Origin of the sequence: Staphylococcus sp. GDY8P119P, from assembly GCF_017892075.1 — a bacterium.
Classification (GTDB): domain Bacteria; phylum Bacillota; class Bacilli; order Staphylococcales; family Staphylococcaceae; genus Staphylococcus; species Staphylococcus ureilyticus.
This window is the reverse complement of sequence record NZ_JAESKJ010000001.1, coordinates 138,949-152,182: the sequence shown is the minus strand read 5'-3', so window position 1 is coordinate 152,182 and position 13,234 is coordinate 138,949. Positions and strand designations below refer to the sequence as shown.

The window sequence follows — 13,234 nt, the reverse complement described above, 5'->3', positions numbered from 1 at the left end:
TGTGAGTACGATGACTCAGTGGCAAATTGATATAAATGATCAGGCTGTACAAACACTTATGAATCAAGATGAGACACTTGCAAAACTTATAAAGCAAATTGGAAACATAGAAATAACACTACGTACCAATCCGCTAAAATCGTTAATTCGTTCTATCATTGGACAGCAAATTACCAATACTGCCGCTTCAGCAATTTTCCAAAAATTTTCAGATGCTATACACAATCAATGGACCCTTGAATCGATTTTAAGTTTGAAGGAAACACAAATGAAACATATTGGTCTTTCAAAAACTAAAATCAACTATATTCAAAATTTGCTTGCATATATAGAACAAAATAAATTGGATTTTGCTAATTTACATGAATTAGATGATAAAACTGTAAAACAAGTTTTAACACAGGTCAAAGGGATTGGTCGTTGGACATCAGAAATATTTTTAATTTTTACATTAAAACGCGAAAATATATTGCCCATTTTTGATGTAGGTTTACAGAGAGCTGCACAATGGCTATATCAAACCTCAACCGCAGAAAGAAAAAAACAGCTCACTCTCTGTGCAAAACAATGGCATCCATATGCTTCATATGGAGCATTTTACTTGTGGGAAGCAATTCATCGAAATTTATTAAATTACGATTCTATTGACTCAGTTATAGATAAATCAACTTCTTAATAAGTTAATTTTATAGTTCCTAACTATGCCTTCAATATGGTAGAACAAAATTATATAAAATAATTTTGTTCTACCACATTGTTATCATTACATTATTCGGTAAATTGTGCCGTGATAGGCTAAAATATTTTCTAGACATTTATTGCTTATACAAACTTTTTTCACCTTTTGGCAATGATTCTATAAATTTTCTTGGGTTTTCCGCATAATCGTTGCCAACGCCACCTTTCATTCTTTGGAAATGTAGATGCGGTCCTGAAGTTTGAGAACCAGTATTACCAGAAAGTGCGATGATTTTTCCAGCTTCAACTTTGTCTCCAGGTTCCACTTTAAATTCATTTAAATGCATATACCATTGATGGTATACACCATTTTCTTCCCTAATTTGCACTACCTTACCACCTAACTCATTTTCAAAAGTTCTAGTTACCTTACCATCTGTTGCGGCAGTTACTGGTGTGTTTTTAGCTATACCATAGTCGATGCCATAGTGTTTACCATCAAAGTCATTATATTCATAATCACCAAAAGATTCTGTCTCTCTACTAATATTAAAAATACTTCTATCTGTTTCTTTTTCATCTTTATTTCCATCATTTTGTTGCACTAAATTTTCTCTTATATATCGTTGTACCGTATCTATATTTGTTAATAATAGTATTAACGGCACTAACACAATAATTAATAATAGTATCATTTTAAATGTATTTTTCACTATCTGATTCACCTTTTAAATTATGATATTAATATCATAATAAATGCTTTCATCTATATTTTGCTAATTATTCAACTTAAAATCTTCTCATACTTTCGTACTAAATGAATGGCACAAAAATATCAAAACACTTTTAGTAAACATATATCCATTGAATTCAGATATGGAAATCTCTTGATACCATTAATGTAAAATAAACGTCAATTTCTAATTTATTTTACTAGAAACCGACGTTTATTTTCAGTGACAAATATTTAAGCTCTATGCTTTTCTATTATTTTAATAAAATTTAAGAAATGCTAACGCGCACGTTCTTACAAGTGATGTATATTAATATCTTCAAAATTTATGAAGCAATACCTATTCATTTAAATTACACATTATAACTTTCTAACATATGTTCCATCAAAGTCCAAACGCGTTCAACATCTACTGATGTAGCAAAATATGCATTTTTTTCTTTGTTTGTAACATTATTTAAGTCGACTGACATTGTACCGTAAGTGAGTGAACTTTGATGTTCTATGTCGATATGTGTCTGTTGCATGGTAAATAAGTCTGGCTGCAATAAGTATAAAATTGTACACGCATCATGAATAGGACCGCCATCCATATTAAAATGCGTTTTATACGTAGATTTGAAAAATTTTAGTAGTTCAACAACAAATTTGGATATTTTATTATCAATAGCACTAAATCTTTGAATAACTTCATCTGTTGCTAAAACTTGATGTGTCACGTCTAGCCCAAAAACATTAATGTTAATACCACTTTCAAATACACGTGTAGCAGCTTCTGCATCTACCCAGATATTAAATTCAGCAGTAGGTGTCCAATTTCCGAAAGTACCGCCTCCCATGATAGTAATAGAATCAATGTATTGAGCAATACTAGGATCTTTAATTAATGCGGTAGCAACGTTAGTAAGCGGCCCCGTTGCTACAATTGTTACAGGGTCAGAGCTTTGTTTCAATGTTTTAATGATTACATCTGCAGCGTGATATTGTGTTGGTTTCAACGATGGTACTTCTGGTAATTTAGGTCCATCTAATCCAGAATCTCCGTGAATTTCAGAAGCAAACGAAGCAGGTTTTATGAGCGGACGTGAAGCACCTACTGATACTTCGATATCTCGTCTTCCCATAACTTCTAATACATTAAGTGCATTTTTGGTGTTTTTTTCAACTGCTTGATTTCCAGCTACAGTGGTCACTGCTAGTATATCAAGCGTGCTATGTTTCGCACCTGCAAGAATCAATGCTATCGCATCATCATGACCTGGGTCACAATCCATGATTATTTTTTTAGTCATTTAACACACTCCAATCTTCTTATATAAATATAAATTGTACTAACTTTATCTAAGTATCATTTTGAAGTTAATATTTTATTATTAAACACAACTACCTAAATCGCAGCAACATGCTTTCAATTATATTGCTCTGTCTTTTTATACTACTGTTAAATCTATCATACTACTTTTCCATTGCATCCGCTTTTTATTTTTCCGAAAATTCACTTATTTTTATAAAATATCATCTTATTTGTACGAATTTTGTTTGCTGTAATTAAAAAAACTGGTAAGTTAGTATCATTAAACAACTTGAGGTGGTCTTAAATGCGAGCAATTTTAATTGGTATATTAGCTGCTTTCTTTTTTTCTATTACATTCATATTAAACCATGCAATGTCTAACGACGGCGGAAGTTGGCTTTTTAGTGCGTCACTACGTTTTATTTTTATGTTTCCGTTTTTATTAATAATGGTTATTGGGAAGCATAAAACCCGCCATCATGTTGTTCTGTTGCATATTAAACAACATTTTTTCGCGTGGCTATTGTGGAGTTCTCTTGCCTTTGTCTTTTTCTATGTGCCTATAACTTTTGTATCAAATTATAGCCCGGGCTGGCTTATTTCTGCAACATGGCAATTAACTATTATTTGCGGCCTTCTCACTGCTCCTTTTTTCTACACATACATACAACATGATACAGCTACAATTAAAGTGCGAGAACGAATCGCATGGCGCCCGTTAATTACATCGAGCATTATGATTCTAGGTGTTATTATTGTACAAATACCACACATTTCAAATATAGACTTGCATATATTTTTATTATCGGTTTTACCGTTAATCGTTGCGGCATTTTGTTATCCATTAGGCAATCGTAAAATGATGGTGCTTGTTGGCAATGACTTAAATACGATTGAACGGATTTATGGTATGACCTTAGTCACCTTACCATTATGGTTGCTCATCTTTCTCATTGGATTGGCTAGGCAAGGACCGCCATCTTCAAACCAAATCATGCAAACTTTCTTAGTTGCAATTTTCTCTGGTATTATCGCAACAACATTATTCTTCTATGCTACAAATATGGTAAAACACAATCAAACTAAGTTAGCTGCAGTTGAAGCAACACAAGCGATGGAAATCGTTTTTACATTAATTGGTGAAATGTTACTTTTAGGTTTAGCGTTACCAAATATATTGAGTATCGTTGGTATTATGATCATCACATTTGGTATCATTATCTATTGTTTTTTAAATAGTAAAATAAATAATCGTAAAATAGAAATAAAATAATGTTATAGTCAGTTATGTTTATTGACAACTTGTGCGTAAAGCAAGATAATTTGTCTGATGCTAATAACAAATATAGAGGTGTAATCAATTGAATCATACTCATATAGATCCCCGTATTATAAGAACAAAGAAATTATTAATGGATGCTTTTCGTGAAATTGCAAAAGAAAAAAAGTTAGTATCGATTACAGTTAAAGATATCACCGAACGTGCTACTGTCAATCGCGCTACTTTTTATGCTCATTTTTACGATAAATATGACATTATGGATTATACATTGTCTGAAACAATCTTAAAAAATTTAAATCAATCACTCAGTATGGTTGCAGAATTAAATGAAAATGCATTGTGTCAATGTTTTATTACAATCACTAGCTATATTCAAGATACGCACGAAGAGTGCCGTCTAAACAGTGAAGCATATGGTGAAATTGTCGAAAAAAGAATTAAAGAAGAATTAGAAGATATTTTTTTTAAATTAATGTCTGATGAACACAAAGATATAGATAGAGAAACGCTTGCTACAAGTGCACGTTTTCTTTCATGGGGGTTATACGGCATTGCCAAACATTGGTTTCATTCAAGTAAATTGCCTGCTGAAACGTATATCAACAAGTCATTACCTTTCATTACATCACAACTTTCAAAACAAAAATAGTTCACATACAATGAGTTTAGACAATGAAAATAGTTGTTCTGTAAACATTCACCCCCTCGTTAAACCATCAGTTATCATAACTTTATTTCACGAGGGGGATAATATATTTGAGTACAACAATTGTTTAAACATTGTGTTTCTTGATAAATTCTAATACTTCACCTGTTATCGCCACTGCATTATTGCTTTCTCCTTCCACTCCCCCGTAATGTAGGCCGATTAGTTCATTATTATCATTAAAGACAGGTGAGCCTGAATTCCCACCAAATGTGCTAGCACTATACGTCAATATGTTATCATTATTACTTTTGACTTTACCGGAACTTTCCCACATCGTTGCTAAAGGTTTGTCACCTGGATAACCAGTAACTGTTATTGGCTCATTGCTCGACACAGTGGTAGATTCTCCAATAGTGGCAGGTGTCACAACATCACCAACCGATTGTCCTTTACTGTTTTTATTAAAATGAATAACTACTAAGTCAGCATCACCAGGATATGCTATCACTTCTTTTGCCTTAAAAGTACCGTACGGAAAACTATTTTCATTTTCAGCAGCGGGCGCAAACGACAGATTTGCATTATTGTTATCCGCTACATGTTTATTCGTCAGCACTGTATTTTTACCAATAACCACACCGGTAGCAATCATTTCTCCTTTTTCTATGTAGCCAATTGATTGGTAATGACTCGTTCGAGTATTTTTAATTTGATGTCTATTTTCACCTGGTAGCATTACCCTTGGCGTGGCAGTACCTATTTGGTTGTGTTCATTACTCTGTTGTGAATCTGGCAAAGTTCCATTTTGCGTTTGTGCTTGCGTCTCATCATTGATAGCGCTTGATAAAAATAATAGAACACCTATAACGATGCTAACTAAAATATTTTTCAACAAAAGTACCTCCTATTTAAAAGATATTACTTTTTAAATTTACAGAATTTTAAGATTTTAATCAATAATCATTAATGTTTCATTATGATTTTATAAATCGTTAATATTCATTCACAAATTCAACAATTATTGAGATATTAACTAAATAACTTAAACAACATATTGCTCACGTTGTTGTTTATACAATGAATCTATAAACATGTTGTTTGCATTATAATAAGTCGTGACATATAATCAATCTAAACAACAGATGTTTCTTAGTTTACAATCGTTGTTTAACATGATTGAAGAGGAGGGATAGACGTGACAACAATTCAAACACACAATGGTTTCAAACGAACTTTTCAACAGGAACATTTAACCTTAGGATTAATGTTACCCTTTGACGATTCTGAAAATATCGCATTGCCGTTTGATCAACAAATAGCATTAGTTCAATATGCTGAAAGACTTGGATTCACAAGCTTATTTGTGCGAGATAGTCCTTTATATAGTCCGCATCTTGGTAATGTAACGACAAACTACGATCCGTTTGTATTTTTAACTTTTATCGCTGCCAACACATCCAAAATCGCTCTCGGAACATCTAGTATTGTTGCAACATTACGTCATCCTGTGCATATAGCTAAAGCATCTGCTTCTCTTGATTTAATATCAAACGAGCGATTATTATTAGGGATTGCTACTGGAGATCGGCAATTTGAATTTCCAACTTTTAAAATCAATCCGAATGAGCTAAGTCAACATTTTCAATCAGCTGTATCATCTTTAAAAGAACTATGGCAATCATCATCACCACAAACGTCAAATCATTTATTTGAACTGTATGAAGATTCTGGCCTACAAGTATTACCAAAGCATAAGCATATTCCAATTTTCGCAACAGGATACGCCAAACAGCATATAGATTGGTTAAAAACGCATTTGGATGGGTGGCTATTTTATCCTCAACCATTCCAACAACAAAAGGCATTATTACAGCAATGGCATCAAAATGAAACATTCAAACCATTTATGCATCCTTTAGTCATTGATTTATCAGCGAATCCAAATGAACTTGTAAAACCAGTTAAAGGTGGTTATCGCTTAGGAAGAAACACTTTGTTAAACATCCTAAAAGCGTACGAACGCATCGGAACCAATCATATCATGTTGCAGTTTATAACCAACGACAGAACTTATAAAGATATATTAACAGAGGTCGGCAATGAAATAATCCCACACTTTCCACCTCGACATTTACAGGAGGACAAAATTTATGAAACTACTAGATAGAATTAACCAATTAGCAAATAAAGAAAAAGTACAGCCTTTGACTGTAGAAGAAAAACAAGAACAGCAAGTATTAAGACAAGAATATCTTCAAATGATTCGTGGCCAAGTCGTTAACACATTTTCCACTTTAAAAGTTGTGGATCCTTTAGGTGAAGATGTTACGCCTGATAAAGTTTATAAATTGCGTGAAGAAATGGGCACGCTAAATTTAGATTAATAAGAAACCCGTCAAGCAGCAAATGCTTAACGGGTTTTCTTTGTATCAATTAGATTGAAATATACTAATGATTCAGTTCATCATATTTAATTTTATACTAATCTCATCATTCTAAATGACTATTAACGTCTATTTCATTTTTAAAAATTGTATATTCATCGTGAATACAATGTGCCACATCACTTTATAACAATAGAAAATCATCTTTATCATGTTTAACCATTTAATATGTTTTCCATGGAGCGATCTACACTGCCTGCATACATACTTCCAAATTTTAATAAATGCACCATTAATAAATATAAACGATAAAATTCTAATCGCTGATTCGCACCTTTACTTAAAGGATAATGCTTATTATAAGCATCATAAAAAGTTTGCGTAAAACCACCGAACACAGTGGTTATACCTAAATCAAACTCTCTATCACCATATAGTGGCGCCGGATCAAACAATGCAGGTTGGCCATTTTCTAAGAACATATAGTTACCACCCCATAAATCACCGTGCAATAATGATGGTTTACTCGTATGATCCCTTAATGAACTTACAATTTTTTCTCTCACTTTATGATAAGTTTTTACATCATCCTCTATCCATAGACCTTGATCTACCAATCTATCTTTTAAATGATCTAAACGTCGTTCAACAAATATAGTCATCCAACTGTCTGACCAATTATTATTAAACGATACATCACCACCTTCATATGGTAAATCAAAGCCAAACTTACCATCTGGCTGCTGTTGTTGATGCATTTTAGCCACCAAGGCTCCAAGCTCGGCTTGGCTTCCTTGTGTTCCTTCATTTAAAAAGCTTAGCAACAGATAGGCATCACCATCGATTTCACCACTATCAATAACGATTGGCGCAGTGATGCCAGATTTCTCAAACAAATTGAGCCCAGCGACTTCTGCAGCAAAAAAATCTTTACTTCTCTGACGCTGTACTAATAAAAAATATGGTGATTGAGATGTTTCTACTCTATATGCTTCGTTAACGTCTCCACCACTTACTGGTACGATAGACCGTATGTTGTCTAATGGTAATTGTGATTGCCATTGTGTTTTCATAATATTATCCCTCCATCATTCCATCACACAATTATACTATTACCGTTTAATATAAAATTTAATCAAAATCAATGTCTTCCCCAATAATTTGAAGGTTGTATTAACATTACTTATTTACACTAGGCATATGAATGCTAAAATGCTAGTCTATTAAAGACAAATCATTTCATCTACTACTAATTTAAACAAATGGAGCGATGACAACATGTACAAGTTAATTAAACCTATATTATTTCAATTAGACCCTGAAAAGGCGCATGGCATGACGATAAATGCTCTTAAAATCCCACAAAAGCATACTAAATTGTTGCCGATACTTGAAAAATTATTTCATTATCAACATCCGATATTATCGCAAAATATTAAAGGGATTCATTTTGAAAACCCAATTGGATTAGCTGCAGGATTTGATAAATCTTGTGAAGTTCCTAAAGCATTAGATAAAGTAGGTTTTGGTGCTTTAGAATTAGGCGGAATAACACCTAAACCACAACCTGGCAATGCTAAACCACGCATGTATCGTTTAGTAGAGGACCATGCTCTGATCAATCGTATGGGATTCAACAATTTAGGTATGAACAAAGCATTGAGCAACTTAAGAAAATTTAGTTACCATACACCTATTGGTATAAATGTAGGTGTAAATAAAACAACACCATATGAATCACGTTATCAAGATTATATAAAAGTCATCGACACATTTAAAAATGACGTTACATTTTTCACTGTTAATATCAGTTCGCCTAACACGGAAAACTTACAAAGTTTTCATGATAAAAATGAATTTTCTCAATTATGTTCTGCTATACAAAATTACAAAATCCAGCATGAACTAGATGTACCTATTTTTATTAAATTAACATCTGATCTTAGTCCAGAAGGTTTATCACAAATGCTTAAACCTATCACACAAACGTTTGATGGCATCATTTTAGCTAACACTACGCAAAAACGTGAACAGTTACACTCCATTAATCAAAAAGAAACTGGTGGGTTAAGTGGTAAACCTTTATTCGAACGTAATTTAAAACTTATTGCACAAGCATATAGGGAAACGCAGGGGCAGTTTTTAATCATTGGAACGGGCGGTATTTCCACAGTGAATGATGTCATCAAAATGTTACGTCATGGTGCAACATTGGTGCAAATTTATAGTTCTCTCGTATTTGAAGGCCCCGGATTAACTAAAAAGATGAACAAACAACTCGTACAATATTTGCAAAACAATGGATATAATCATGTCAGTGATATCATAGGATTAGATGTGTAAAATATTTTAGTTTTTCTAATCGAATTATTTATTGTAAAATATTAATAGTGAAATTATGATAATTTTTTATTATATAGGGTAAATAATTACTGAAGGAGGCGCTAAAATGTATAAAAATATATTGTTAGCATATGACTTTGATAATTCTTTTAATAATGTTCCCCAAGAATTACAAAATTTAACTACTGGTGTTGATAATGCAAAAATCACTATTTTCAACGTGATACCTGAAGGTGATTTACAAACCTCAGTTCGCTATGATGGCAAACATTTTGAAGAATTAGCTGAAGAAAAAGGCAAAGAGATATCACCTTTTGTAGAAAAACTAGAATCACTCGGCTTAAAAATCCAAGTGAAGTTTCGTTCTGGCTACATTAAACAAGAAATATTAAATGAAATCGAAGAAAACAACTATGATATCGTCGTTATGAGTAATAAACGTGCCAAACCAGACATAAAAAATGTACTAGGTAATGTTACTCATAAAATCGCTAATAGCGCAAATATTCCTGTACTTATTATAAAATAATGTTACACCATTAATAAAACTCATTATTCTGTTAACAAATCTCTCGTAAGGATATGTCGTAATGGAATAATGAGTTTTTTGTCGTTGTTTTAGTTTGTCATATTGTTAGCTTGTTTTAAATATCGTTCAATGACTTGCAACACACCTGATTCATCATTAGATGGCGCTCTGTAATTTGCGACTTCAGCCACTTCTGGACTACATTCAGCCATTGCATAACTATTTGACGTCATAGCTAACATTTCTATATCATTATTTGCATCTCCAAAAGCCATCAATTCATGAGATTGAATCTTCCATTTATCTAAAAGTGTTTTAATCGCCACACCTTTATTCACTTTAGGTAATATTAAATCCAGACTATCATTTCCACTCGTCACTGGCTTTATTTCTTCTCCGTATTGTTCAGTCAAGCCTCTCATCACTTCATCTAAAAATTGTGGGTCTTTAATTCTAAGCGCAATTTTAACAAATTTATCTTGATTAATTGTGTTAAAGTCTGTAACTTTTGTTATATTAAAATAATATTTATATAAAAATGATAAAAAGTCGTTACTCACACTTTCTAATACATAAGCCGTTTTAACTCCACTTAACACAATATCTTCAATATGATAATGATTAATGATCAAATTCAAAACGTCAAAAACCAATTGTTGATCAAAATATTCAGCCGCTTCTAACTTGTTATTTTGATACGTCACTGCACCATTTTCTGCTATATATGCTATCTGCTGATCTTTGTCAGGAAAAAACGAACGCAATTGCGCATATTGGTTTCCACTAGCAATGATAAATTTCATATCCCTGTCCATCATGCTCTTAAAAATTTTATTGAAATAAGCTTCATCAAAGGTATTATCAGATTTAAAAAAAGTACCATCTTTATCTACCGCTATTGCTTTTATCAAATGTTACACCTTCCATTCCTGTACAAATCATTCAAAGATGAGATTGTCTTGTAAGTCATTACATTACAATGACATTGAACAAATGGCCATCTATATCACTAAATAACGCCCCATAATACCCTTCATGTTCTGTGCCTGTTTCGAGTACTTTTCCACCTGCCTGTTCAACCAATGAAACCAACGTATCAACTTCAGGTTTTGTTGAAACTGAAAGTGATACTAATGCTTCATTACTACCTATAGATGAAAGTCTAGAAACATTTTCAAATTGTTCTTTTTCTATCAGCATAATGATTTGGCCATCTTTCGTTTGAATACCTCGCATTTTATTCATCATGTCTTTATGTTTTTTGATTGTAAACCCAATCGTATCATAAAATTTTTCACTTGCTTCCAAATCTTGTACTGGTAAATTGAGCCATGCAGCGTTAATTTCCATCAGCATTCTCTCCCTTTTCAAATTTTTCAATGTATTACACACTTATAGTAAAACATAAAATACATTAGAACGCATGACTTAATCATTTTTACATTTCAATAGCGTAAAGTTTTAAAATTTTTATTTCATACGACAAACATTAATCACTATCATCCATTTTTGCTAGTGTTCTAATACTCTTTAAATTCACTTGCTTTAATAATTGGTCGTAAGTATGAAGTGCTTTTTGGGTTACTTTTTCTCCATTACTAGTTAAGTAAATATACATGGCTCGTTGATCTTCTACACACTCTTGTCTATATACAAGCGCAGTCTCTGTATTTTCCATCCTTACAATAAGTCTAGACATCGCACTTTGACTTAAATCAACCACTTTTATCAAATCATTGATCTTGTATTTTTTATTTTTTGACTTATAAATTTCATATAATACATAAAACTCTTTAATACTTAGATGGTATTGTTCTTTCAATTTCCTCTCGATCATCGCTTCAATATAATGTATATATTTCGTCATTTTAATCCAGTTATCCACTTTTTGTTCTTTTTTCATGATATATCTCCCCACTAACCATACATTTGAAAGTTTCTTTAGTTCATTAATTAATTTTTAAATGATGTTGTACAAAAAATATTAATTCTAGCTTCTGGGTTTTGTCTAACACTACCTATATAAATACTTGGCTTCAACAATAAATTTGGCAATCTATATCATTCAATATACTCAACATTTTAGCATTTTCTTTCTAGTTTAAAGGATAAAAATATCGAGTTAAAGACTAGATACTCACAACCCTTACTATATACAGCTAATCATTTTGTTATTTTCTAAACCATTTGCCTACATTCATTTTAAAACATTTTAAAAATTATATATGCTTTCATCAACCCTATATAATTAGGACATTATTTATCATTGAGCATAATACAAAAACCATTTTAGTGTACTAACAACAACTACTAATAAAATAAGTTCAATTCTATTAGTGTTTAAACTGTTAATAGTAACTAAAATGGTTTTAATTTATAAAATTAATCCGGTTTATATTTATTGCTTTTTCAATAATTGATCTTTCAAATCTTTACGTTCATATTCTAAAGAGTAAGGATCATTTAGCCAATAAATACCCTCGTCTACTTTAATTGTATGTCCATTTTTGACAGCCTCGGTACTTTTCCATAGATCTTTATTTTCAAAAGATAATTTAGTTCCTTTAGCGACAGGTGTAACCACGTAATCACCCGCCATATCTGGAATTTCCTCTTCAGAGATATCAGCTAAATCATTTTTCTTAGTAGCTTTTTCAACATTCTCTGGCATTTTTAAGCCAAATGCATCATACAACACTTCACTACCATGACCGTATGTCTTACCGAGTGCATACACTTTTTTATCAAAATCTTTAATAATTGAAACTGTTGTGTTTTCACCAATAGCTTCTTTTATTGTTTTACCATCATTTTTTGTTTTTTTATCCCACTTATCAATCCATGCATTCGCTTGTTTTTCCTTACCTATAATTTTCCCTAATTCTTGATGTTGCTCTTTGTAATCATGTTTCAAATAATCAAAAGCAATTGTAGGAGCAACTTTATTTAATTTTTTTAAATTTTTATCTGTATTGTAAGTAATAATTAAATCTGGTTTTAATTTTGCGACACTTTCCACATTCTCTGCGTCTACTTTTTTGACATCTTTAAATTTATCTTTTAACACTTTGCTATCATTCACGATGTTAGCTACACCTACTATGTTCCCATCAAGTTGTTTTAAGCCACCTGCATAAGTAGCCCCCAGTACGACAATGCGTTTAGGTTTTTTAGGAATTTTCACTTTATCCCCTGAATCTTGAACATACGTCTTTGTTTCTTTCTTACTTTTTGATGATTCATTATTTGATTGATTACCACATGCTGCTAATACCAAAATAAGTGCAAGTAATGGTAATAATAATTTTTTCATTTCTAAATATCCCCTTTTCATATAATTAC

Annotated in this window: 15 protein-coding genes; 7 read left to right on the top strand and 8 right to left on the bottom strand. The window is 31.9% G+C overall.

Translation table 11 applies throughout. The annotated features are described in order from the left end of the window. Window positions 1–10 precede the first annotated feature (10 nt). Window positions 11–676: a DNA-3-methyladenine glycosylase family protein gene (locus KA830_RS00695; protein ID WP_204179958.1), complete on the top strand. Its 666-nt coding sequence runs from the start codon at window positions 11–13 to the stop codon at window positions 674–676. 139 nt (window positions 677–815) lie between these two features. On the opposite strand, the gene KA830_RS00690 is transcribed toward KA830_RS00695, so the two are convergent. Both KA830_RS00690 and KA830_RS00685 read right to left on the bottom strand, forming a co-directional pair. After that, window positions 816–1,373: a M23 family metallopeptidase gene (locus KA830_RS00690; protein WP_226857789.1), complete on the bottom strand. Its 558-nt coding sequence runs from the start codon at window positions 1,371–1,373 to the stop codon at window positions 816–818. A gap of 391 nt (window positions 1,374–1,764) precedes the next feature. Then, window positions 1,765–2,703 (bottom strand): nucleoside hydrolase, encoded by a 939-nt coding sequence (locus KA830_RS00685; protein WP_064209225.1) that lies wholly within the window; start codon window positions 2,701–2,703, stop codon window positions 1,765–1,767. A 306-nt stretch (window positions 2,704–3,009) separates the two neighbouring features. On the opposite strand from KA830_RS00685, the gene KA830_RS00680 reads away from it, so the two are divergent. Together KA830_RS00680 and KA830_RS00675 are read left to right on the top strand one after the other, a co-directional pair. Next, entirely contained in the window at window positions 3,010–3,978 is a 969-nt protein-coding gene (locus KA830_RS00680; protein ID WP_204179957.1) for a DMT family transporter, read from the top strand. A gap of 88 nt (window positions 3,979–4,066) precedes the next feature. Then, on the top strand, window positions 4,067–4,636 hold the full coding sequence (locus KA830_RS00675; RefSeq protein ID WP_204179956.1) for a TetR/AcrR family transcriptional regulator: 570 nt from the start codon (window positions 4,067–4,069) through the stop codon (window positions 4,634–4,636). 124 nt (window positions 4,637–4,760) lie between these two features. Here KA830_RS00675 and KA830_RS00670 read toward each other — a convergent pair whose 3' ends face one another. Beyond that, window positions 4,761–5,528, bottom strand: coding sequence for a trypsin-like serine peptidase (locus KA830_RS00670; protein ID WP_204179955.1), 768 nt, complete (start codon window positions 5,526–5,528; stop codon window positions 4,761–4,763). 303 nt (window positions 5,529–5,831) lie between these two features. Here KA830_RS00670 and KA830_RS00665 point away from each other — a divergent pair, with 303 nt between their 5' ends. Together KA830_RS00665 and KA830_RS00660 are read left to right on the top strand one after the other, a co-directional pair. Continuing rightward, window positions 5,832–6,803 carry an LLM class oxidoreductase gene (locus tag KA830_RS00665; RefSeq protein WP_046206708.1) on the top strand — a complete coding sequence of 324 codons (972 nt, stop codon included), beginning with the start codon at window positions 5,832–5,834 and terminating at the stop codon, window positions 6,801–6,803. Beyond that, window positions 6,787–7,020, top strand: a complete 234-nt coding sequence (locus tag KA830_RS00660; RefSeq protein ID WP_046206707.1) for a DUF896 domain-containing protein — start codon at window positions 6,787–6,789, stop codon at window positions 7,018–7,020. Before KA830_RS00665 ends, KA830_RS00660 begins: the two co-directional genes overlap by 17 nt. Window positions 7,021–7,235: 215 nt before the next feature. Here KA830_RS00660 and KA830_RS00655 read toward each other — a convergent pair whose 3' ends face one another. Further along, window positions 7,236–8,093, bottom strand: coding sequence for a fructosamine kinase family protein (locus tag KA830_RS00655; protein ID WP_070658013.1), 858 nt, complete (start codon window positions 8,091–8,093; stop codon window positions 7,236–7,238). 205 nt (window positions 8,094–8,298) lie between these two features. On the opposite strand from KA830_RS00655, the gene KA830_RS00650 reads away from it, so the two are divergent. Further along, on the top strand, window positions 8,299–9,363 hold the full coding sequence (locus KA830_RS00650) for a quinone-dependent dihydroorotate dehydrogenase (RefSeq protein WP_204179954.1): 1,065 nt from the start codon (window positions 8,299–8,301) through the stop codon (window positions 9,361–9,363). 106 nt (window positions 9,364–9,469) lie between these two features. Then, window positions 9,470–9,892 carry a universal stress protein gene (locus KA830_RS00645; RefSeq protein ID WP_070037261.1) on the top strand — a complete coding sequence of 141 codons (423 nt, stop codon included), beginning with the start codon at window positions 9,470–9,472 and terminating at the stop codon, window positions 9,890–9,892. Window positions 9,893–9,981: 89 nt separating this feature from the next. On the opposite strand, the gene KA830_RS00640 is transcribed toward KA830_RS00645, so the two are convergent. From KA830_RS00640 to KA830_RS00625, 4 genes are all read right to left on the bottom strand, one after another. Next, entirely contained in the window at window positions 9,982–10,803 is an 822-nt protein-coding gene (locus KA830_RS00640; protein ID WP_204179953.1) for a Cof-type HAD-IIB family hydrolase, read from the bottom strand. 58 nt (window positions 10,804–10,861) lie between these two features. After that, window positions 10,862–11,242 carry a VOC family protein gene (locus tag KA830_RS00635; protein ID WP_064209218.1) on the bottom strand — a complete coding sequence of 127 codons (381 nt, stop codon included), beginning with the start codon at window positions 11,240–11,242 and terminating at the stop codon, window positions 10,862–10,864. Window positions 11,243–11,381: 139 nt separating this feature from the next. After that, window positions 11,382–11,795, bottom strand: a complete 414-nt coding sequence (locus tag KA830_RS00630; RefSeq protein WP_064209217.1) for a MarR family winged helix-turn-helix transcriptional regulator — start codon at window positions 11,793–11,795, stop codon at window positions 11,382–11,384. Between the two features lie 495 nt (window positions 11,796–12,290). After that, window positions 12,291–13,205: an ABC transporter substrate-binding protein gene (locus tag KA830_RS00625; protein WP_046206700.1), complete on the bottom strand. Its 915-nt coding sequence runs from the start codon at window positions 13,203–13,205 to the stop codon at window positions 12,291–12,293. Window positions 13,206–13,234: the final 29 nt, after the last annotated feature.